The organism is Pseudomonas sp. GXZC, from assembly GCF_026967615.1.
Classification (GTDB): domain Bacteria; phylum Pseudomonadota; class Gammaproteobacteria; order Pseudomonadales; family Pseudomonadaceae; genus Aquipseudomonas; species Aquipseudomonas azotoformans_A.
Window position 1 is genome coordinate 5,555,330 of sequence record NZ_CP114115.1, and the last position, 20,978, is coordinate 5,576,307.

General features: G+C 58.1%; 22 protein-coding genes and 1 pseudogene. 15 read left to right on the forward strand and 8 right to left on the reverse strand.

Annotation, left to right across the window (positions count from 1 at the left end):
• Positions 1-19: 19 nt before the first annotated feature.
• Both OZ428_RS26190 and vapB read right to left on the reverse strand, forming a co-directional pair.
• On the reverse strand, positions 20-433 hold the full coding sequence (locus OZ428_RS26190) for a type II toxin-antitoxin system VapC family toxin (protein WP_269131788.1): 414 nt from the start codon (positions 431-433) through the stop codon (positions 20-22).
• A complete protein-coding gene (gene vapB, locus OZ428_RS26195; RefSeq protein WP_269131789.1) occupies positions 430-660 on the reverse strand; it encodes a type II toxin-antitoxin system VapB family antitoxin in 231 nt (76 codons plus the stop codon). The genes OZ428_RS26190 and vapB overlap by 4 nt, the downstream gene beginning before the upstream one ends.
• A gap of 480 nt (positions 661-1,140) precedes the next feature.
• Between vapB and OZ428_RS26200 the strand changes: the two genes are divergently transcribed.
• A complete protein-coding gene (locus OZ428_RS26200) occupies positions 1,141-2,391 on the forward strand; it encodes a ribonucleotide-diphosphate reductase subunit beta (protein ID WP_005790649.1) in 1,251 nt (416 codons plus the stop codon).
• 297 nt (positions 2,392-2,688) lie between these two features.
• Entirely contained in the window at positions 2,689-3,330 is a 642-nt protein-coding gene (locus OZ428_RS26210; RefSeq protein ID WP_038846731.1) for an HAD-IB family hydrolase, read from the forward strand.
• Between the two features lie 123 nt (positions 3,331-3,453).
• Here OZ428_RS26210 and OZ428_RS26215 read toward each other — a convergent pair whose 3' ends face one another.
• Both OZ428_RS26215 and OZ428_RS26220 read right to left on the reverse strand, forming a co-directional pair.
• Positions 3,454-3,678, reverse strand: coding sequence for a hypothetical protein (locus tag OZ428_RS26215; protein WP_269131790.1), 225 nt, complete (start codon positions 3,676-3,678; stop codon positions 3,454-3,456).
• A gap of 188 nt (positions 3,679-3,866) precedes the next feature.
• Entirely contained in the window at positions 3,867-4,826 is a 960-nt protein-coding gene (locus OZ428_RS26220; RefSeq protein ID WP_269131791.1) for a LysR family transcriptional regulator, read from the reverse strand.
• A gap of 193 nt (positions 4,827-5,019) precedes the next feature.
• Here OZ428_RS26220 and argH point away from each other — a divergent pair, with 193 nt between their 5' ends.
• The 9 genes from argH (at position 5,020) to OZ428_RS26265 (ending at position 12,455) form a co-directional block, all read left to right on the forward strand.
• Positions 5,020-6,447 (forward strand): argininosuccinate lyase, encoded by a 1,428-nt coding sequence (gene argH / locus OZ428_RS26225; RefSeq protein ID WP_269131792.1) that lies wholly within the window; start codon positions 5,020-5,022, stop codon positions 6,445-6,447.
• Between the two features lie 97 nt (positions 6,448-6,544).
• Positions 6,545-7,423 carry an amino acid ABC transporter permease gene (locus tag OZ428_RS26230; protein ID WP_016979819.1) on the forward strand — a complete coding sequence of 293 codons (879 nt, stop codon included), beginning with the start codon at positions 6,545-6,547 and terminating at the stop codon, positions 7,421-7,423.
• A gap of 24 nt (positions 7,424-7,447) precedes the next feature.
• The gene (locus OZ428_RS26235; protein WP_010208290.1) at positions 7,448-8,212 is read left to right on the forward strand and encodes an amino acid ABC transporter ATP-binding protein; all 765 of its coding nucleotides are present in this window, start codon (positions 7,448-7,450) and stop codon (positions 8,210-8,212) included.
• 26 nt (positions 8,213-8,238) lie between these two features.
• Positions 8,239-9,060 (forward strand): ABC transporter substrate-binding protein, encoded by an 822-nt coding sequence (locus OZ428_RS26240; protein ID WP_269131793.1) that lies wholly within the window; start codon positions 8,239-8,241, stop codon positions 9,058-9,060.
• A gap of 86 nt (positions 9,061-9,146) precedes the next feature.
• On the forward strand, positions 9,147-10,316 hold the full coding sequence (locus OZ428_RS26245; protein WP_038846739.1) for an MFS transporter: 1,170 nt from the start codon (positions 9,147-9,149) through the stop codon (positions 10,314-10,316).
• Between the two features lie 54 nt (positions 10,317-10,370).
• Positions 10,371-11,318 (forward strand): hypothetical protein, encoded by a 948-nt coding sequence (locus OZ428_RS26250; RefSeq protein ID WP_269131794.1) that lies wholly within the window; start codon positions 10,371-10,373, stop codon positions 11,316-11,318.
• 93 nt (positions 11,319-11,411) lie between these two features.
• A complete protein-coding gene (locus OZ428_RS26255; protein WP_269131795.1) occupies positions 11,412-11,732 on the forward strand; it encodes a helix-turn-helix transcriptional regulator in 321 nt (106 codons plus the stop codon).
• Positions 11,733-11,779: 47 nt separating this feature from the next.
• A complete protein-coding gene (locus tag OZ428_RS26260; protein ID WP_269131796.1) occupies positions 11,780-12,142 on the forward strand; it encodes a type II toxin-antitoxin system RelE/ParE family toxin in 363 nt (120 codons plus the stop codon).
• Positions 12,117-12,455, forward strand: coding sequence for a helix-turn-helix domain-containing protein (locus OZ428_RS26265; protein ID WP_033901939.1), 339 nt, complete (start codon positions 12,117-12,119; stop codon positions 12,453-12,455). Before OZ428_RS26260 ends, OZ428_RS26265 begins: the two co-directional genes overlap by 26 nt.
• 55 nt (positions 12,456-12,510) lie before the next feature.
• Here OZ428_RS26265 and OZ428_RS26270 read toward each other — a convergent pair whose 3' ends face one another.
• Positions 12,511-13,449, reverse strand: coding sequence for a GlxA family transcriptional regulator (locus tag OZ428_RS26270; protein WP_033901940.1), 939 nt, complete (start codon positions 13,447-13,449; stop codon positions 12,511-12,513).
• A gap of 114 nt (positions 13,450-13,563) precedes the next feature.
• On the opposite strand from OZ428_RS26270, the gene OZ428_RS26275 reads away from it, so the two are divergent.
• Positions 13,564-14,367, forward strand: coding sequence for an SDR family NAD(P)-dependent oxidoreductase (locus OZ428_RS26275; protein WP_269131797.1), 804 nt, complete (start codon positions 13,564-13,566; stop codon positions 14,365-14,367).
• Here the strand turns inward: OZ428_RS26275 and OZ428_RS26280 are convergent.
• From OZ428_RS26280 to OZ428_RS26290, 3 genes are all read right to left on the reverse strand, one after another.
• Positions 14,351-15,853, reverse strand: a complete 1,503-nt coding sequence (locus OZ428_RS26280) for an amidase family protein (RefSeq protein ID WP_269131798.1) — start codon at positions 15,851-15,853, stop codon at positions 14,351-14,353. The genes OZ428_RS26275 and OZ428_RS26280 overlap by 17 nt on opposite strands.
• Before the next feature lie 97 nt (positions 15,854-15,950).
• Positions 15,951-16,433, reverse strand: coding sequence for a hypothetical protein (locus OZ428_RS26285; protein WP_269131799.1), 483 nt, complete (start codon positions 16,431-16,433; stop codon positions 15,951-15,953).
• Positions 16,434-16,819: 386 nt separating this feature from the next.
• Positions 16,820-17,869, reverse strand: a complete 1,050-nt coding sequence (locus OZ428_RS26290) for an MBL fold metallo-hydrolase (protein WP_269131800.1) — start codon at positions 17,867-17,869, stop codon at positions 16,820-16,822.
• 123 nt (positions 17,870-17,992) lie between these two features.
• On the opposite strand from OZ428_RS26290, the gene OZ428_RS26295 reads away from it, so the two are divergent.
• From OZ428_RS26295 to OZ428_RS34755, 3 genes and pseudogenes are all read left to right on the forward strand, one after another.
• Positions 17,993-18,619: a TetR/AcrR family transcriptional regulator gene (locus OZ428_RS26295; protein ID WP_033896259.1), complete on the forward strand. Its 627-nt coding sequence runs from the start codon at positions 17,993-17,995 to the stop codon at positions 18,617-18,619.
• A gap of 192 nt (positions 18,620-18,811) precedes the next feature.
• Positions 18,812-19,870 carry a diguanylate cyclase gene (locus tag OZ428_RS26300; RefSeq protein ID WP_269131801.1) on the forward strand — a complete coding sequence of 353 codons (1,059 nt, stop codon included), beginning with the start codon at positions 18,812-18,814 and terminating at the stop codon, positions 19,868-19,870.
• 262 nt (positions 19,871-20,132) lie between these two features.
• Positions 20,133-20,900, forward strand: a pseudogene (locus OZ428_RS34755) (PAS domain-containing protein); the annotation flags it as partial.
• Positions 20,901-20,978: the final 78 nt, after the last annotated feature.

Genomic DNA, 20,978 nt, shown 5'->3' on the forward strand with positions numbered 1-20,978 from the left:
CCCTTCCTTCCCACCTTTATCAGTGAACCCAGTCCTCGTAAGACAACCCCGGCACACGGCTGAACTCCCTAACGTTGTTAGTCACCAACGTACACCCCGCGGCAATTGCATGCCCTGCAATGGCTGTGTCGTTTTGACCAATGATCAACCCGGCCTCAGCGAGGCTTCGCTTCACCTCGACCGTCGCATCCACAGCTGCGAGCCCCCAAGGCAATACCTCATCAAGTCGCCTCAAAAACTCGTCGACCAATGTCTTGTGCTTGGGAGAAGCCTTCTTACCAATCTGCCCATACCGCATTTCTGAATAGGTTATGGCCGAGATCACTATCCGATTGCTCCTCGCAACCTCTGCCGCCAGTCGCTCAAGCACACACTCAGGCCTCTCACGCATGATGAAAGAGCAAATGCAGGTATCCAACATGTATGTCGTCACAGATTGAACCTGCCTTCATCGCCAATGACGTCCTGACGCTCCCGGAGAAAATCTTCGTCCGCCTTCGGCAGATCACTCAGCGACCCCCAGCTTGGCCGGACAGGACGCAGCGTAATGGTGTCACCATTGCGCGTAATTTCGAGCTCACCAACACCTTCATAAGCCATATCATTTGGAAGCCGAATGGCTTGGTTCTTTCCGTTTTTGAAAATTGAGACTGTACGCATGACTTCAACTCCGACCTATGCCTGACATATGCAATGTAAGCTTGAGAATTGCCATAGGCAAGGCACATGGCAGTTTGCCGACGATCGGAGATGCGCACTCGTCGTTAAAATACCTGAGGCAACGATCCCCCCGTAAATCCTCATCCTGGCTCTAAAAGCAGGCTTTTTGTCTGCGATCCGTGACCATCCGCCACAACACAAAGTCGATTTTTTCCCTATAATGCGCGGGTAAATCGGGCCTGCAATATCCCTTTACACAGGGATGAAGAGCCAGACCTGAGGCCTCCCGCGGGAGCAAGCGCCTACCGCTCCGCACCTCAAGCCTCACGCAGACCACCCGTAACCCTATTCCGTTTAATGCGTGCGCTAGCTGCAACAAACGATTCCTTAAGATCCACCGCGGCCTCAGGGCCGTGTGAACACCCAACCATCCGGTTTCACACGGGCACCTTTGAGCCCTCACGCAGGAGACGACACGTCATGCTGAGCTGGGACGAATTCGACAAAGAAGAAGAAGGCGAAGTAGCCACCAAAGGAGCCAACGCCGGCCACGCCACCGAAGCCAACATGGATCGCCTCGACGGTGCTGGCGCCGCCGCCGCCATCGAAGCCCGCGCCGTCACCGCCAGTGACTCCGCCGCCATCGTGCGCGCCAAAGCCGCCCTCGACAAACTCGACGTCGCCGAAGGCCTCGCCGAGTTGGAAGGCTCCGCCGCCCGCGTCGCCGTTGACGAAAAACGCATGATCAACTGCCGCGCCGACCTCAACCAACTCGTACCGTTCAAGTACGACTGGGCCTGGCAGAAGTACCTCGACGGTTGCGCCAACCACTGGATGCCGCAAGAGGTCAACATGACCGCCGACATCGCCCTGTGGAAAAACCCCGAAGGCCTGACCGACGACGAACGTCGCATCGTCATGCGCAACCTCGGCTTCTTCTCCACCGCCGACTCCCTGGTCGCCAACAACCTGGTGCTGGCCGTGTACCGCCTGATCACCAACCCGGAGTGCCGCCAGTACATCCTGCGCCAGGCCTTCGAAGAAGCGATCCACACCCACGCCTACCAGTACTGCATCGAATCGTTGGCCATGGATGAAGGCGAGATCTTCAACATGTACCACGAGATCCCATCGGTCGCGAAAAAAGCCGCCTGGGGTTTGAAATACACCCGTTCGATCTCCGATCCGAAATTCGAAACCGGCACCGTCGAAACCGACAAAGAGCTGCTGCGCAACCTGGTCGCCTACTACTGCGTGCTGGAAGGCATCTTCTTCTACTGCGGCTTCACCCAGATCCTGTCCATGGGCCGTCGCAACAAAATGACCGGCGTCGCCGAGCAGTTCCAGTACATCCTGCGTGACGAGTCGATGCACCTGAACTTCGGTATCGACGTGATCAACCAGATCAAAATCGAAAACCCACACCTGTGGGATGCCGAGATGAAGGAAGAAGCGACCCAGATGATCCTGCAAGGGACGCAGCTGGAGATCGAATATGCGCGCGATACCATGCCGCGCGGCGTGCTGGGGATGAACGCGGCGATGATGGAGGACTACCTCAAGTTCATCGCTAACCGTCGTCTGTCGCAGATTGGCTTGAAGGAAGAGTATCCAGGGACGACTAACCCGTTCCCATGGATGAGCGAGATCATGGACTTGAAGAAAGAGAAAAACTTCTTCGAAACCCGTGTGATCGAGTACCAGACTGGCGGCGCGCTGAGCTGGGATTGATTCCTCAGCCCATCAACCCCATTAAGCCCTGACACGTTCAGGGCTTTTTTATGCCCGGTGAATGGCCACGTCTTGAAGCACATCAAGCTGACCACCTCGCCCCAAAGGGTTCGGATCGCATCACCAATGCTGTAGCCTTGTACCCCAATTGCCATCAGCGTAGTGATCGGGATGCCTTCACCGATGTGGCTTTACGCCAAAGTCGGAAGATTGGCACGGGAGTAAACTCCCGCTGTCACACCTGATGCACACTCAAAAAATACCAGATAGGACCGAGGCCAACCCGTGACCCCAGACATGCTCGAAGCCGGCCCCGCTGACGCCAAAGTACTTTCCGTCTTTGACTTCGACGGCACCCTGACCCACCACGACAGTTTCGTGCCCTTCCTCAAGTTTGCCTTTGGCCCTGGCGAGTTCTATGGCCGGATGGTCAAGCTGGCGGTGCCAGGGCTGCGCTTTTTGGTGCGGCAGATCAGCCGGGATGAGTTGAAGGCGCAGTTGATCCGCACCTTTATGACCGGGGTGGAGAAGGCGTGGGTGCAGCAAAAGGCCGAGGAGTATTGCCAGAAGACCTGGGCGCGGCTGATGCGGCCGACGGGGGTGTTGTCGGTGGAGCAGGAGTTGGGCTCCGGGGCGGAGGTCACGCTGTGTTCGGCGTCGCCGGCGTTGGTGTTGCAGCCGTTTGCGAATCGGCTCGGGATCAAGTTGATCGGGACTGAGCTTGAGGTGGTGGATGGAGTGTTGACCGGCAAGCTCACCGGGAACAACTGCCGCTGTGAGAACAAGGTGCTGCGGCTTGAGGCGGTGTATGGGGATTTGGGCGAGTATCGGCTGCGGGCCTGGGGCGATACGCGTGGGGATAGGGAGTTGCTGGCGGCGGCGCAGGATGCGCATTTTCGGCATTTTCATGCGAAGAAGAAGCGCAAGCAGCTGCGGTAATCGCGCACTAGCATGGGGTGCTAGGGGTTAGAGATTAAATTACGTTGCCCCGAAATCTCGTTTTCATTAAGCCCAATCTGGAAGATTGGGCTTTTTTATACGCGCTCTGCGTCGATGCCTAACTCAATTCTTGAGGACGGTTTCTGTCTCAGCCTCGTTGATCAGATCGTCGAGGGGCACATGAATGGGCGTTTCACTGGCGTCGAGCCGTTCCTGAACTATCTGATTCAATTCCAGAACCTCCAATCGGTCACCCTTAGACATAAAGTCGTCAGACACTGATTCGCCATGGAGAAAATAGCTGTCCCAGGTGCTTCTTGCTGGGGGGCTGTTTTTTGTTTGAGTCATGGGCATCCCACCTTTGGGTTAGCGGGTGACAATACAAGTCAGGTCTTTTGTTGCCCAGCCGAAAAATGTATCGATGCTGATGGCTGATTCGGCAGGGAACCCGGGTCGATCCCTTCGTAGCCTCGCTGGGGCTCGACAACTCCCACATTTGATCCTTGTCAGCCCGTTAATCGGTGTTCAACGGGTGTTTATGTCGTGGCTTTGAGGTCCACGCCCAGCGCTGTGGCGAAGGCTTTTACCATCGGGCTTCTGGGGGCGTTGTGGCGCAGGATGAGGTTGAAGGCGGTGCTCAGGTGAACTTGCTCCGGGCACAGTGCGCGCAGGCGCCCTTCCCCTACCAGTGGCGCAGCGTAGTGTTCTGGCAAGAAGCCCAGGAAACGACCAGTGAGGATCAAAATGGCGACGGCTTCGACCTGGGACGCTGAGGCGGACTGACTGTCGTAAGTGACGAAGTTGACCTTGTCGCGGTGGATCGCATACCGGTGGTTCACTACTTCGTATTGGCGCAGTACGTCGGGCGTGATGTCGCTCGCGTTGAACAGTGGATGTCCTACAGCACAGTAGGCGTGAGCCTTTTCTTCGTACAGCGGGAAATAGTCGAATTCTTCGCGGCGTTGGTACACAGGCACGATGCCGACAATCAGCCGCCCTTCCACCACGCCGCGTTCAACTTCGTCCAATTGCGAGGCATGTAGGCGCAATCTAATCTTGGGTGATTCGCTATGTAATGTCCCCAACGCGGTAATCAGCGGGGAATTAACATCGGAAACCGTGTTATCAATAACGCCGACACTAAGATCACCAATAAGCTCGTTTTGCGCCGAACTAAGCTTGTCGCGAAAACTGTCCACCGAGGTAAACAATTCGATGGAGGCTTGATATACCAGCTTGCCTTCTTCGGTCAACCCGAACCCTTCCCGCCCCCGTGTACACAGGCGCATGCCGATGCGGATTTCCAGGTCGGAGATTTGTTTGCTGATCGCCGCCAGGCCCACGTTCAGCTCGTTTTGCGCGGCGCTGAAGCCGCCCGCTTCGACCACGGCCATGAACACGCGCAGCAATTTGAAGTCCAGCCCGCTCAGTTGCAGGGGCGGTCTTGAGCCGGGTTTTGGCGGTAGGTTTCCAGAAGTGGAAAGTGGGGTTTCCATAATACGCGTTGACCTCAAGTGCCATATTCAACAGGCTTCAACCCAATCCTTGAACATAGCCAGGCGGCGATAATGAACATAAACATCCGCCCTTGGCAACCTTGAATACGGCGCGTCAGACGCTGGTTCAGTCTAGTTGAAAACTTATTTTTACTGCCTCCGACTCTTCTAAAAACAAGCGTGAGGAATACCCATGTCCCAGCCCACCGACCGCCTTTGGGGCGCTCGTTTCAAGACCGGTCCGTCTGCTGCATTGGCCGCATTGTCCCGTTGCCCTGAGCGCTATTTTCGCCTGACGCCCTACGACCTGGCCGGCTCCCGTGCCCATGCCCGGGAGTTGCAGCGCGCCGGCCTGCTGGACGAATCGGAGACCCTGCGCACACTGGAGGCACTGGACGGTATTGGCGCAGATTTCGCTGCCGGCAATCTGCATCCGACCCTGGATGATGAGGACGTACACACCTTCATCGAGCGCGTATTGACCGAGCGGCTCGGCGCCCTAGGCGGCAAGCTGCGCGCCGGGCGTTCGCGTAACGACCAGACCGCCAATGACCTGCGACTTTTCCTACGGGACCATGCGCGCACCATCACCACTGAAGTGCTGGGTTTGCAGCAGGCGCTGGTGGATCAGGCCGAGCAGCATATCGAGAGCATTTGCCCCGGCTTCACCCACTTGCAGCAGGCGCAGCCGATTGTGTTCGCCCATCATCTGCTGGCTCACGCTCAGTCCATGCTGCGCGATGTGCAACGTCTGGTGGATTGGGATGCGCGCACGGCCTTGTCGCCGTTGGGTGCGGCCGCCATGGCAGGTTCTGCGATTGCCCGTCAGCCAGAGCATTCAGCCAAGGAAATGGGCTACACCGGGCCGTGCGAAAACTCCATTGACGCAGTCGCCAGCCGTGACCACGTGGCGGAATTCCTGTTTGTCGCGGGCATGCTCGGGGTGAATATTTCGCGCTTGTCCGAAGAGTTTTGCCTGTGGTCTTCGCGGCAATTTCGCTGGGTAGTGCTGGACGATGCCTACGCTACGGGCAGCTCGATCATGCCGCAGAAAAAGAACCCGGATATCGCTGAACTGGCGCGAGGCAAGGCGGGGCGGTTGATTGGCAACCTGACGGGGTTAATGTCGACGCTCAAGTCGTTGCCACTGTCGTACAACCGCGATTTGAGTGAAGACAAGCACAGTGTGTTGGACAGTGTGGACACCTTGCTGCTGGTGTTGCCGGCGATGGCTGGAATGGTTGCGACCATGAAAGTGCAGGTGGAAGAACTGCGGCGTCAGGCGCCGATGGGCTTTACCTTGGCGACGGAAGTGGCCGATTGGTTGGCCACCCGTGGTGTGCCGTTCAAAGAGGCGCATGAGATTACTGGCGCCTTGGTGCAGGCCTGTGAGAAGCATGAGATTGAATTGTGGGAAGCCTCGCCGGCGATGTTGGCGGAGGTGGATGCTCGGTTGACCCCTGAGGTGCGCGACTGCCTGACATTGGAAGCGGCGATTGCCGCCCGCAGTGGCTGGGGTGGGACGGCGCCGGAGCGGGTTCGGGAGCAGATTGGGCGGTTGAAGTCGGCATTAGCGGCTCAACAGCAGTGGGCAAAGAGTTATCAGGGCTTCAGGATTTAAATCTGCGGCGTTGGGGCTGGCGCCTTCGCAGGCAAGCCAGCTCCCACATTTTGACCGCGTATAGCAGTTAGAGCGTTGTTAGTTTTGGAGTAACACCATGAACCAAACCCCGGCAGAGCGCTTGGAAGCCGAGCGCAAGTTGTCCGAGAACCAGTTCGATATCACGCAGTACGAACACGTGCCGCGTCGCTATTACGGGCGGATGTTTTTTGCCACCTTGATCGTGATCGTGTTGGCCGCGCTGTTGCGTGCATTCGCCAACGGCCAGATCGAATGGTCCTACATCGGGCAGTTCCTCACGTCTGAGGCCATTTTGTGGGGTCTGGTGAACACCATTGTCATGTCGATTTTGGCGATGGCACTGGGTGTGGTGATCGGGGTGATCACGGCGATCATGCGCATGTCGGCCAACCCGATCCTGCGTTACGTGGCCATCACCTACACCTGGCTGTTCCGCGGCACGCCGCTGATCCTGCAACTGCTGCTGTGGTTCAACCTGGCGTTGATCTTCCCGGTGATCGCGATTCCCGGCCTGTTCAGCATCGACACCGTCGACCTGATGACGCCATTCGTGGCCGCCCTGCTCGGCTTGAGTATCAACCAGGGCGCCTACACCGCCGAGGTGGTGCGCGCGGGTTTGCTGTCGGTGGACACCGGCCAATACGAAGCCGCCAAGTCCATCGGCATGCCAAGCCTTCAGGCGCTGCGTAGGATCATTCTTCCGCAGGCGATGCGCGTGATCATTCCGCCTGTAGGCAACGAGTTCATCAGCATGGTGAAAATGACCAGCCTGGCCAGTGTGATCCAGTATTCGGAGCTGCTGCATAACGCGCAAAACATCTACTACGCCAACGCACGGGTCATGGAGCTGCTGATTGTGGCCGGCATCTGGTACCTGGCGGTGGTGACTGTTCTTTCATTTGGCCAAAGCCGCCTCGAGCGTCGTTTTGCCCGCGGCGCCGGCAAGCGTTCGTAAGCCTGTGTTGAGGAGATTTGCCCCATGAGAAGCATCGTCAAGGCCGTCAACCTGAACAAGTATTACGACCAATATCACGCGCTGCGCGACATCAATATCGAGGTCGAGCAAGGCGAAGTGATGTGCATCATCGGCCCGTCGGGTTCCGGAAAAAGCACCCTGCTACGTTGCGTCAACCAACTGGAAAAAATCGACAAGGGCGGCCTGTGGGTCGACGGCGAACTGGTGGGTTACCGCGTCGTCGGCAACAAACTGCATGAGATGAATGAATCGCAGATCGCCCGCCAGCGCCTGGCGACCGGTATGGTGTTCCAGCGCTTTAACTTGTTCCCGCACATGACCGTGTTGCAGAACATCATCGAAGGCCCGTGCCAGGTGCTCAAGCGCTCGCCCAAGGAAGCCATCGAAGATGCGCTGGAACTGCTGGCCCGCGTCGGCCTGGCGGACAAGCGCAATGCTTACCCGGTGGAGTTGTCCGGCGGCCAGCAACAACGTGTGGCGATTGCCCGCGCGTTGGCCATGCGCCCCAAATTGATGCTGTTTGACGAACCCACGTCAGCCCTCGACCCGGAGCTGGTAGGCGAAGTGCTGTCGGTGATGCGCGATTTGGCCACCACCGGCATGACCATGATCGTGGTCACCCATGAATTGGGCTTCGCCCGTGAAGTGTCCAACCGCATGGTGTTCATGGATGCCGGTCAGATTGTGGAAGCCGGCAGCCCCGAAGAAATTCTAATAAGCCCACAAAACCCACGTACCCAAAGCTTTATTTCTGCCGTTCGCACTTAACTAAAAAACAAACGAGAACGCCCCCAATGAAAAGATTGTTCATCCCTACCGTGCTTGCAGGCCTGATGGCCTCCACCTGTGTATTCGCGGCATTGCCGGCGGTCATCAAGGACAAGGGTGAGATCAGCGCGGCCATCGTGCCGAACTATCCGCCGATGGATTTCAAGGACCCGGCCACCAACAAGATCACCGGCCTGGACTTCGACCTCGGCAACGCCCTGGCCGAGCGCCTGGGCGTGAAGATCAAGTGGCAGGAAACCGGCTTCGAGCAGATGCTCAGCGGCCTGACCACCAAGCGCGTGGACATCGTGCTGTCCGGCATGACCGACACCGCCGAACGCCAGAAATCCGTGACGTTCATCGACTACTTCACCAGCGGCCCGCAGCTGTACACCCTGGCCAAGCGTGAAGACCTCAAGGCATTGACTGACCTGTGCGGTAAAAAAGTCGGCACCAGCCGCCGTACCACCTGGCCGTCGGAAATTGCCGCGTGGAGCAAGGAAAACTGCGAAGCGGCAGGTAAGCCAGCGATCGTGGTGATCGGCACTGAAGGTTCGGCGGACGCGCGGGCGCAGTTGCAGCAGAACCGGTTGGATGCGGCGATGCAGGGCAGCGAGACCATTCCTTATTTGATGTCGTTGGACAAGGGCAAGTACAAGCCGGTGGGCCTGGCGATTTCCAAGCAATTCACCGGGCTGGGGATCGAGAAGAGCAACACGGAACTGGTCACCGCGATCAGTGAAGCGTTACAGGGCATGATCGATGACGGCACGTACGGCAAGATCCTGAAGAAGTGGGATCTGGAGCAAGGTGCTGTAGAGAAGATCACCATCAACTCTGGCCAGTAACCCGATCTAAATGGGGGAGTTGGCTTGCCTGCACCCCCATTTGATGTGTGTTGCGTTGTAAAAACAATAAGGACACTCGCCCCGCCGTGGCCACCTACTCCCTGGTAATCCGCCGCCTGATGATTTGCTCGCTGACCATCGTCATCAGCCGGGCCATGACCAGTCCCTTGATGACCTTGCTGCTGAGCCGACGCCTGGGCCTCGACCAGCAGGACATCGGCTTGCTGATGGGCATCGCGGTATTCACCGCCACCTTGATGGGTTTGTATGGCGGCTACGTCATCGACCGCATGGAAAAGCGCAAATTGCTGATCCTGGCGATGCTCTCCAGTTCCATTGGTTTTCTGTTGCTGACCTTTGCCACCAACCTCTACCTCACCACGTTGACGCTGGTGATTACCGAGTCGGCATCGGCGCTGTTCCTGATCGGCTCCAAGGCGATCATCAGCGAAAACCTGCCGGTTGAGCAGCGCGCCAAGGTGTTTTCCCTGCGCTACACCCTCACCAATATCGGCTATGCCACGGGCCCTATGGTCGGCGTGGTGATTGCCGGGCAGATGCCGCTGTTGCCGTTCATGTTGTCCAGCGCCATTGCGTTTATCAGCGTGTTCCTGATGATCGGCATCCCGCCCACCCAGCGTGATGAAAGCAGCAAACCCTTGAGTTTTCTCAGCACCCTCAAGACCCTGCGCAACGACCGCAGCCTGGTGCTGTTCACCGGCGGCAGCCTGTTGAGCACCATCGTGCATGGCCGCTACACCTTGTACCTGTCGCAATTTCTGTTGGTGATCCACAACCCGGATGATGCGCTGAAGATTCTTTCCGCAGTCCTAGCCTGTAACGCCATTACCGTGATGTTGCTGCAATACCAGATCGGCCGCTTCCTCAAGCGCGAGCAATTGCGCTACTGGATCCTGCTGGGCACTGCGCTGTTCATCGGTGGCCTGATCGGCTTCAGCCAGGCCGACAGCCTGCTGTCGTGGTGTGTGGCGATGTTCGTGTTTACGTTGGGCGAGATGATTATCTTCCCGTCCGAGTTCCTGTTTATCGACACCCTCGCCCCCGAGTCGCTGCGGGGCAGCTACTACGGCGCACAGAACCTGGCGGCCTTTGGCGGCGCGCTGAGCCCGGTGATTTGTGGCTATCTATTGATCAACTCACCGCCGACCACGATGTTTTATGCGCTGGCCGGGTTGACGGCGGTGGGCGGAACGCTGTGTTTCTTGAGCGGGCGACGGGTTGCAGGTTCTTGCTGATATTTACGTAAGATCCCGCTATTAATAGCGAAACCTCTCACGGACCCGAGCCCCATGAAATTCGACACGGCCTACAGCCTGAGTCTCGATGACAAGCTGTCGATCTACGACGTACGAGACCTGAATTTCGACGAAACAACCGACTTCGATTCAGACAAGGACAGCTTCCTCTGCCCCAATGATGAGTGTCGCGCGGCGTTTGATACCGGCAACGCGCTGAGCACCTTCAACGCCAAAAACGTCAATTACCTGCGCACGCCGCATTTCAAGAACAAGACCAGCACCCGGCATATCGACGGTTGCCGTTACGCCAGCACTCACAAGGCTGCGACAGGTGAAAATGAAGACGAGCGTGAGGACAATTTCCCATCGGAGTTTGTACTCACCCGTCGTCAGTACGAACGCAAAACGCCGCTTGTCGGGGCAGAGGGAAACTTCTCACACGATCCCGTGAAGGCGCCTTTAAATCGAAGCTATGTATCCCACAGCGCCAGTGATAGCACTCCAGACAAAACCAGCGTGTTCGCCCACCCGGTGGAATGTTTCGTGTCTAACATCGACGACAAGGACAAGCTCAAGTCCATGCCGTTGAAGATCGGTGAGCACGCCGCAACCTACTGGACGTTTTTCAAGAAGATCGAATACCTGCAGGACAACAAGGGCCTGATCTACTGGGGCAAGATCAAGGCGATCAAGGACTACACCAGCAGCTTTCGCATCGACTTCGAAAAGAAGGTGTGGCTCGACAAGAAGCCCTACTCGGTCAACGTTTACTTGAGCAAAAAGCTCATCGAGAACTACCGCAAGCGCAAAGCATTTTTAGAGCAGATCAAGGCAGCGGTGGACAGCGAGCGCGCGTTGTACTGCTTCTTCTATGGGGTGACGCCGGAACTGAAACAGGTGCCGAGCAAGAAGAACCCCGAGCAAACGTTCGGGGTCTTCAGCGCGAACATCGAAAATCTGGACCATCTGATCATTCGGGAGGCGCCAGGGGTGGAATAGCGGGTCCGCGAGAATCCAGTTGATGAGCGGTCAAAACAACTGTACAAAAACACAGTATAGTTTGTCCTCCCCCGTCGAACCTGGAGAAAACCCATGCCCTCTCTGGCAATGAGCTCTTTCGTAGAACAGCAGATCGTCCTGCATCAATTCACCGCCAAGCACAGCGTTCAGGCCCGCGCGATGCTGGGCTGGAGCCGGGAAGACCTGGCTTGCCAGGCCGGTGTGGCGGTTGAAGCGGTTCAACAGTTTGAACACCATCATGACGTAGGTGATGAAACCCGCCTGGCCTTGGCGTTTCGGTTGGAGGCTGAAGGGCTGGTGTTCTTCCCAGGGTTTGCGCCGGGGTGGGGGATGAGTGTGAGGGGATCGTTGCTCACACCCCCCACTGAAGTTGCATTTGAGACGGCAGAGTAAATTTTCAGCCTGCACTCACGCTTATCCCTATTTAGGTATATTCTCTCATGAGTTCATGGAAGCCACTCTTGTGGGTGGGCGCTAGCAAAAAAGATCTCCAATTGATGCCCTGCGCTGTGCAAGACGTATTTGGCTTTGCGCTGCACCTTGCTCAGGAGGGTGGTAGGCATTCACAGGCAAAGGCGTTGAAAGGGTTTGCCAGTAATGCTGTGTTGGAGATCGTCGAGGATTTCGACGGCAATACTTATCGAGGGGTTTACACCGTTAGGTTTGGCTCTGCTGTCTATGTGCTTCATTGCTTCCAGAAAAAGTCGACTAAAGGCATTGCAACCCCGCAACACGATACACAACTGATCAAACAGCGACTCAAGGCGGCGCAGGATCATGCACAAGCATCACAAGGCGATTGAGATTGAAGCAAGCAGTGGCAATGTCTATGAGGATATTGGCCAACCTGATGCCAGTGAAATGCAGGTCAAGGCGCAGCTCGCGGCAAAGATCGGCGAGATCCTCAAAGCCCGTAATCTCACCCAGTCTCAGGCTTCGGTCATCCTTGGTTTGTCACAACCGAAGGTTTCCGAAATGCTTCGCGGAAAGTTCAGAGGCATCAGTGAGGCAAAAATGCTCGAGTGCTTATCACTGTTAGGACGTGATGTGCAGATCGTTATCAGTGCAGCGCCTGCATCTCGTGCTCAGGGGCGTATCGAAGTGCTGTTTGCCTGATTGCCACCCGAGCAGAGCACTCCTATCCAAGGGCTTTAGCGTAATGCGGGAAGCCTCAAGCCTGCAGTTGCAGCGCCCGACGCATCATCTGCGGCGGTTGGCCAAAGGCCCTCAGGAAGGCGCGGCGCATGCGCTCCGGGTCGCCGAAGCCGGTTTCGCGGGCGATGATGTCAATGGAGTGATCGCCAGATTCAAGCAGCAGGCGGGCTGCCTCGATGCGCAACCGCTCGATAGCCTTGGCGGGTGACTGGCCGGTTTCGGCACGGAACAATCGGCTGAATTGGCGCGGGCTCAAGTGCGCAACTTCAGCCAACTGCTCTACTGAGAGATCGTCCTGCAAGTGCTGCCGGGCGTAGACCAGGGCGGTTTGCACGCGGTCGGATTTGGGATCGATTTCCAACAGTGCGGAAAATTGCGACTGGCCGCCTGCACGGCGATGGTAGACCACCAATTTACGCGCTACTGCACGTGCAACCTCGACACCCAAGTCATGCTCGACCAAGGCCAGGGCTAGGTCGAGGGCGGCGGTCAGGCCGGCGGAGGTCCAGAGCGGGCCATCGACGGTGAAGATCCGGTCTTCCTCCAGCCGTACATTCGGGTAGGCCTGACGAAAGGTGTGGGCGTGGTACCAATGGGTCGTCGCTTTGCGGCCCTCCAGCAACCCGGCGGCGGCCAGATAAAAGGAGCCGGTGCAGGCCGATGTCACGCGACGCGAAGTGAGCATGGCTTGCTGCAGGTAAGTGAGCATGCCGGGCGTTGCTTGCAGCAGTTCGTTGTCTCCCACCACCAGCAATGTGTCGTAGTGCTGTTGGCCGAAGGGCATGGTAGCGATGGCGAAGCCCATGGAGCTTTTGATCGGCCCACCATGTTCCGACAACAGGTCCACGCGATAGAACGGCTGGTCCAACTCGAAGTTGGCGAATTCGAACACGGTACTGGTGCCCAGGCTGAGCATCTGGAACCCGGGAAACAGCAGAATACCGATGGATACCATGGCGAAACCTCATGTCCCGAAAGGAGGGATATACGACATTGCAGCCAATACATTACACCCATAATCTTGGCTCCAACAAGGCCGCCCTTCCCCAGCCCTTCTGGAGCAACTGCAATGACTCAATCCAAAGGTTATGCCCTGATCACTGGAGCTTCGTCCGGGATCGGTGCCGTGTATGCCGACCGTCTGGCTCGCCAGGGTTACGACTTGATTCTGGTGGCACGCAATCAGCAACGACTCGACCAACTGGCGGCCCGACTGAAAGTCGAGACCCAACGGGACATCCAGGTAGTGGCCGCCGATCTCAACTTGCCTGCCGACCTGGCACGCATTGAACAGATTCTGCTTGAAGACAGCCGCATCAGCCTGCTGGTGAACAACGCCGGCGTTGGTGCGACGGCGTCATTGCTGGCCTCTGACCCGGACAAGATGGACGCCATGATCCTGCTCAATGTCCTCGCGCTCACCCGCCTGGCAAAAGCCGCCGCGACCAATTTTGTCGCCCAGGGTCGTGGCACCCTGATCAACATCGGGTCGATCGTCGCGGTCGCGCCTAAGTTGTTGAATGGTGTGTACGCCGGCACCAAGGCTTTTGTGCAGGCGTTCAGCGAATCCCTCGACCATGAGCTGAGTGACAAGGGGGTCAGTGTTCAAGTGGTGCTGCCAGGCGCCACCGCCACCGAGTTCTGGGATGTTGCGGGGCTGCCCGTGAACAACCTTCCCGACACCATCGTCATGAGCACGGAAAATCTGGTGGATGCGGCACTGGCAGGCCTTGCCCAGGGCGAAAAGGTGACCATCCCGTCATTGCCCGACAGCCTCGACTGGGACGCCTACGAAACAGCACGCCTGGCCCTGGGGCCCAACCTGTCGCATCGCTCCCCAGCGGCACGTTATGGCATCAAAGATCCGGTTTAACCGCTACCTGAGCGGCCTGCTCATACCCATGGGCCACTGCCAGCAAGGTGGGTTCGGTCCATTGGGTACCAAAAAAGTAGGCACTGGTGGGTAGGCCATCCTCATCTACACCAGACGGTACGGCGATTCCAGGATAGCCAGCCGCCGCGACACCGAAGTAACTATTGGTGTCGAAATCCGACACCATCGCGTCCAGGTTTTCTGCCTTGATCGGGTCATCGATCGTGTTTCTGAAATCCTGAATGAGCGCATCCCAAAGTGGCTTGCGTTCCTCTGGCGTCAGGGTTGAGGCGCTGATTTCCTTGAGCACTGGCTGATGATCCGTCTCACTGCCGTCACGTAGATCATTGAACCGGATCAACTCGGTCAACGATTTGACCGGTAACCCCGAACGTTTGCCCAGGTAGGTGTTCAGCTCCTCCTTCACATCCGAGAGCAGCAACTCGTCGTAGCGCGAGGCATCAGCCAGCCGCAGGTTGACCGGCACCAACACCGCGCCTTGCTCGCGAAGCACTTCCAGTGTCCGATTGAACTGCGCGCTGTTCTCCACAGGCAAGGTTTCACCCTCTTTGGAGAACGTGGCGGGATAGCCGATACGCTTGCCTTTCAAAGCGCTTGGAACCAGCAACTGCGTGTAATCGATACCTTGAGGCGCTCCCACACTTGCCGGGTCCTTAGGATCAACGCCAGACATGGCATTGAGCATCAGGGCAGCGTCATACACCGAACGCGTCATCGGGCCCGGTGTGTCCTGATGATGGCTCGCGGGAATAATCCCATTGCGGTCCAACAGGCCGACAGTGGGCTTGAGCCCGACAATACCGTTGCGTGCTGCCGGCACAATGATCGAACCGTTGGTTTCCGCCCCCACCGCCAAGGGCGCCAACCCGGCTGCAACAGCAGCGGCAGAACCCGAGCTGGACCCCCCAACATCGGCATCTGATTGATGAGGATTTCGGGTCTGCCCGCCCCGACTGCTCCAGCCATCCGGACCTCCACGGAACCCCGCCATTTCAGTCATATTGGTTTTACCGAGGATCACCGCGCCCTGCTTGATCAGGTAATCCACCAACGGGGCATTCTTGCCGGCCGCAGCACCGACCAACCCAAACGCACCGGCACTGGTTTGCATACTTTCGGTTTCGATCGTGTCCTTGAGCAAGATGGGAATGCCATGCAGTGGCCCGCGCACCTTGCCGCTGGCTCGCTCACGGTCCAACTCACGCGCAGTCTCAAGTGCCTTGGGGTTGAGCTCTATGACGGAGCTGAGTTGCGGATCCAACCTGCCGATCCGCTCCTGCAGGTAAGCGACCAGACTGGCCGAGGTGAGTCCGCCCGGCTGGGCCATTTGCGTGCCAAGCTCTTTGACACTTAGGTACTCAGTGCCAGCGGGCACGGGTGTTGAAGCAGCGGGTGAGTAGTCTCCAGCAAAGGACTGTACGACTTGCCGGACCATGGAGCCCATCCCATACGCGATACCTAACATACGACCTCCTGAGGAGTAAGAAATGAAGAAGGACCAACGTTGATCCGTGGCCCAGTCTAAAAACTCCACTCCTCTCAGGCAGCGCGACGCAGGCGATTCAGCGTGTGGGATAGTTCAACGCAGCGGGTGGCTCAGCCAGCAGATCCGCCGCGCGACGAGCGCGTCGATACCCCTGCACCAAGGCCGGCAACCAATCCTTGGCCCATCGTGCGCCGTAGAACCACAGCGTCGCACCCTCCCCAAGGGGCTCGCAAAACCCTGGATAACCACTCCAGCACGCTCCGTGGAATGCGCTGCTGCGGCTGTCGGAAACCAACGCGTCCAGGCGGAATGCGCGCACCAGCTCGTCGATTTCGTTGCGCGAATGCAGGGTGTGGTTGGCCCGGTGCGCAGGCACCGGTACCAGCTCGGTTCCAGACCGGCGCAAGACATCCAAGGCTCTCAGGAAAGAGGGGGGGTGCTCGATCTGCTCATGTTGGCTACCCCCCACAAACCGCTCGGCAAACCCCACGCGTCTGCCGCCGAGCGCGTGATCCGCCGTGAAGGTCGTGTTGTTTTCCACCAGGGGGACTTCCACCATCACAGGCCCAGAAGGATCAACTCCACTCAAGGCAATCAGTGACAGCGACGGGTCCCGCGAGGGTTTCAGGGGAAGACTTGGCGCGTCATATCCAGGAATGGGGACGCTTCGCCCTGGGTTGTCACGAGCCAGCGGCTCGACACCAAAAGCGATACCTCGCGGATTCACTTGCTCGTTGAGCGTAGTCGCCAGGCCAGACGCTTCAGCGAGCACTGAAGCAGGTTGGCCCGTCGGGCAAGCCAGACCCGCCTGCCAATATTTCTGACACTTACTCTCCATAAAAACCGTCCCCGAGAAATGACTTTCCGGGGATCATCGCACCGTTGACTGGCGTCTGTCGCAGCTCTGAAACAGCTTGAAAACTCCTTTTTCCGACGCCTCTTCCTTCAGCTGACGAGGCGCTCCTCTGCACCTTGATTTTCCACCTCCAGCCACCACGCATACCCGCGCTCAGGCTGGTTCAAACTGAACGCCTGGCCCATCTGCGGTGTGGTGATAAACACGTTGCGCTCCCAGGCCAGGGCCATGATGCGGTCGAACGGTTCGTGCCAGGCATGGAACGCCAGGTCGAAAGTGCCGTTGTGAATCGGCAGCAACCAGCGGCCTTTGAGATCGATATGCGCTTGCAGGGTTTGCTCAGGTTGCATGTGCACGTGGGGCCAATCGACGTTGTAAGCACCTGTTTCCATGAGCGTCAGGTCAAACGGGCCGTACTGTTCGCCGATGCGTTTAAAGCCGTCGAAGTAACCGGTATCGCCGCTGAAAAAAATCCGCCGCGCCCCATCGATCATCACCCAGGAACACCACAAGGTCTGGTTGGCATCAAACAGACCGCGCCCGGAAAAATGCTGCGCTGGCGTGGCAACAAACCGAATGCCGTCCACCTCAGTGCCCTGCCACCAATCCAACTGGCGCACTTTGCTGGCGTCCACGCCCCATTTCACCAGAATGTCCCCGACACCCAGCGGCGCGAGAAAATAGCGGGTCTTATCGGCCAATTGGACGACAGCCTTGCGGTCAAGATGGTCGTAGTGGTTGTGGGAAAGAATCACTGCCTCTAGCGGCGGCAGCTCTTCAAGACTGATCGGCGGCTGGTGGAAACGCTTGGGGCCGGCCCAACTGAACGGCGACGCACGCTCGGCGAACACCGGATCGGTCACCCAGAATTTGCCGCGCATTTTCAGTAAGACAGTGGAATGCCCGAGGCGGAACACGCTGTGATCAGGCGCCGCCAGCAACTGCTCGCGGGTCAGCGGTTGTACCGGAATCTGCCCCACCGGCCGCGTGCTGCGCGGCTTGTTGAACAGCATGTTCCAGAAAATACGCAAGGTCTTGCCGAAGCCGCCCTGCTGTACGGGCGCCTCGTTGCTGAAGTGCCCCAGGTCTTGCTTGGGCGCTGCCGGCGAAGAATCGACACGGGACGAAATCGTGGCCATTTACAGGTGACTCCTACAGACCGCTCTTGAATTACACTGCACAGTGTAGTTTCAAGATTGCAACAAAATACACAGCAAGTAAACTACCGAGTGTAACTTTCCTTGACCAGCCGAGCGCCCTCCATGACTGCCCCTCAACGCCTCACCGACCGCAAACGAGAAGCCATCGTGGCCGCGGCCATCGCTGAATTTCGCGAGAACGGTTTCGAGGTCACCAGCATGGACAAAATCGCCGCCACCGCCGGCGTTTCCAAGCGTACGGTGTACAACCACTTCCCCAGCAAGGAAGAGTTGTTCGCTGAAATTCTTCATCAACTCTGGGCCAGCAGTGTGGCCCAACTCGACGTCAGCTACGCCAGCGACCGCCCGCTGCGCGAACAATTGCGCGGCTTGTTGGAGGCCAAGATGAAGATGATGGCGGATGCCAATTTCCTCGACCTGGCCCGGGTCGCCATCGCCGCCACCATCCATTCGCCGGAGCGTGCGCAAGACATGGTCACCCGCCTGAGCAAGCGCGAAGAAGGTTTTACCCAATGGGTACGTGCAGCCCAGGAAGACGGTCGACTCAATTGCAGCGACCCGGCCTTTGCCGCCCACCAGATTCAGAGCCTGCTCAAGGCGTTTGCCTTCTGGCCGCAGATTACCCTGGGGCAGCCGGTCCTGGACGCCGCCAGTCAGGCCAGTGTTATCGAGTCGGCCATCGACCTGTTCCTGGCCGGCTACGAAGTCAGCCAATCCCGCCAACCGTAAAAACCTGATGTGTGAACGACATTCCTGGTCGTTTTTGACATATTCGCACGCCGTCCTACACAAATGGCTTGGAAGGACACTGATTATTCCCACGCGAATAACTGACAATATTCACAACTATTATCCGATCAACGGTTCGACCCGCTGACGCATCTTGCCGCACCTGCAGAAAAAGAACGGCTCCAGGAAATTATGGAAAACAGACGAGGCAAAGGGCTTTCATTTGCCAGACGTATCTACAAGCCAAGGATTATCGGCTTGGGCATCGGCTGCATCAGTGTCACAGGCGCACTTTATCCGCTCGCAATGCCGGGCTGGGTCTGGGTATTCCTGCTGTTCAACGGTTTCGCCTGGGCGCATGTGGCCTACCAACTCTCAGTGCGGTCGCAATTCCCCTATCAGACCGAGCAACGCAACCTGTTGTACGACTCATTGTTCGGCGGGTTCTGGGCCGCTGCCACGCAGTTCACACCACTGACAACCGTCACCATCCTTTCCATGATGACCATGAACAACGTGGCAGCGGGTGGCAAGCGGCTGTTCCTGCGCGGGCTGCTGGCGCAAATGGCCGGTATCGGGGTGGCGTGCGCGCTTTTCGGCATCCGGTTCAACCCCAACGTCAGCCTCACCCAGGTCTACACCTGCCTGCCGATGCTGACGCTCTACCCCATGGCCATCGGCACGGTCTGCTACCAGTTGGCGATCAAATTATCGGAACACAAACGCGCACTCAGTGCCCTCAGCCGAACCGACAGCCTCACCGGCCTGCTGAACCACGGCTCCTGGAAAGACTTGCTGCACCTTAAATTTCATAAGTGCCAACAGCAGCAAAGCCACGCCACCATCGCCTTGATCGATATCGATCACTTCAAGCAGATCAACGACACTCACGGCCACATCGTCGGCGACGCCGTCCTGCGCCAACTGAGCCTGGAACTGCGACGCAACCTGCGTGAAAACGACCTGGCCGGGCGTTACGGGGGCGATGAGTTCTGCGTGATTCTTCCGCAAGTTCCGCTGGAAGAGGCGGCACAGGTGATGGAACGCATGCGCGAGACCTTCAGCAATTACCGCAACCCGCAGATCCCTGAGCTGCGCGTGAGCCTGAGCATCGGCCTGGCTGATTTCCAACCCTTCTTTACCGACGCCGCCATGTGGCTGAATGCGGCGGACCGGGCGCTGTATGCCGCCAAGGACACCGGACGCAACCGGGTCAACATCAGCGAAGCAGTGATCGCTCATTCCGCCTGAGGTTGTCCTACGACTCCTCGTCTGAATCTTCCTGCCTGTGCGCGAGGAGAAAGCATAATGCCACCACTTGTCGGCTACCCAAAAAAGGTCCTGCCCCTGAGGCGAACTTCTTGCCAGGCTGATCACTCTGAACCCGTTGTTCCACCCCCGCTGTCGGCACAAGGAAGCTGACAATGAGCAAGTCAACCGTATAGCGAATGCCTTACGGGGGCAGGCGCATACCCAAGGAAATCCAGTAGCTTGCTTGCCCGAGCACCCGAACATGCTATTCAACGCCCATAAAAAAACCATCAATGCCCTGCAACACACCGTCGCCCAACAGGCCAGCCTGCTGGATGCCATCGAGCGGTCCATGGCGGTGATCGAATTCGACCTGTCCGGCACCGTGCTGCGGGCCAATGCCAACTTCCTCCAGACCATGGGCTACCGCGCCGAGCAGATCGAGGGCCAGCCCCACCGTATGTTCTGCACCCCCGCATTCGCCCGCAGCGCCGAGTACAACCAGTTGTGGTCGAACCTGCGTAATGGCCAGTTCCAGTCAGGCACCTTTGAACGGGTGGCGGGCGATGGCCAATCGGTTTGGCTGGAGGCCAGCTACAACCCGGTGCGTGACGAAGCAGGCCAAGTCACCAAAGTGGTGAAGTACGCCATGGACGTCACGCCGCGCCTGCAGGCTGAAAGCGAAGCCAATGCCAAACTGGCCGCCATCGGCCGCGCCATGGCGGTGATCGAGTTCAACCTCGACGGCACCATCATCACGGCCAACACCAATTTCCTGCAGCGCATGGGTTACACCCTGGCGCAGATCCAGGGCCAGCATCACCGCATGTTCTGCAGCGCGGCCGTGGCCAGCAGCTCGACCTACAGCGACTTCTGGAAGCGCCTGAACCAAGGCGAAATGTTCAGCGGCCAGTTCGAACGGGTGGATAAGAACGGCCAGGCCGTGTGGCTCGAAGCCAACTACAACCCGGTGTACGACGCCGGCGGGCGCCTGTGCAAAGTGGTCAAGTTCGCCTCCGACGTGACTGCCATGGTGCAGCAACATACCGCCGACGCCGCCAGCGCGGCCCAGGCGTACCACATCTCCCTGAACACCCGGGACATTGCC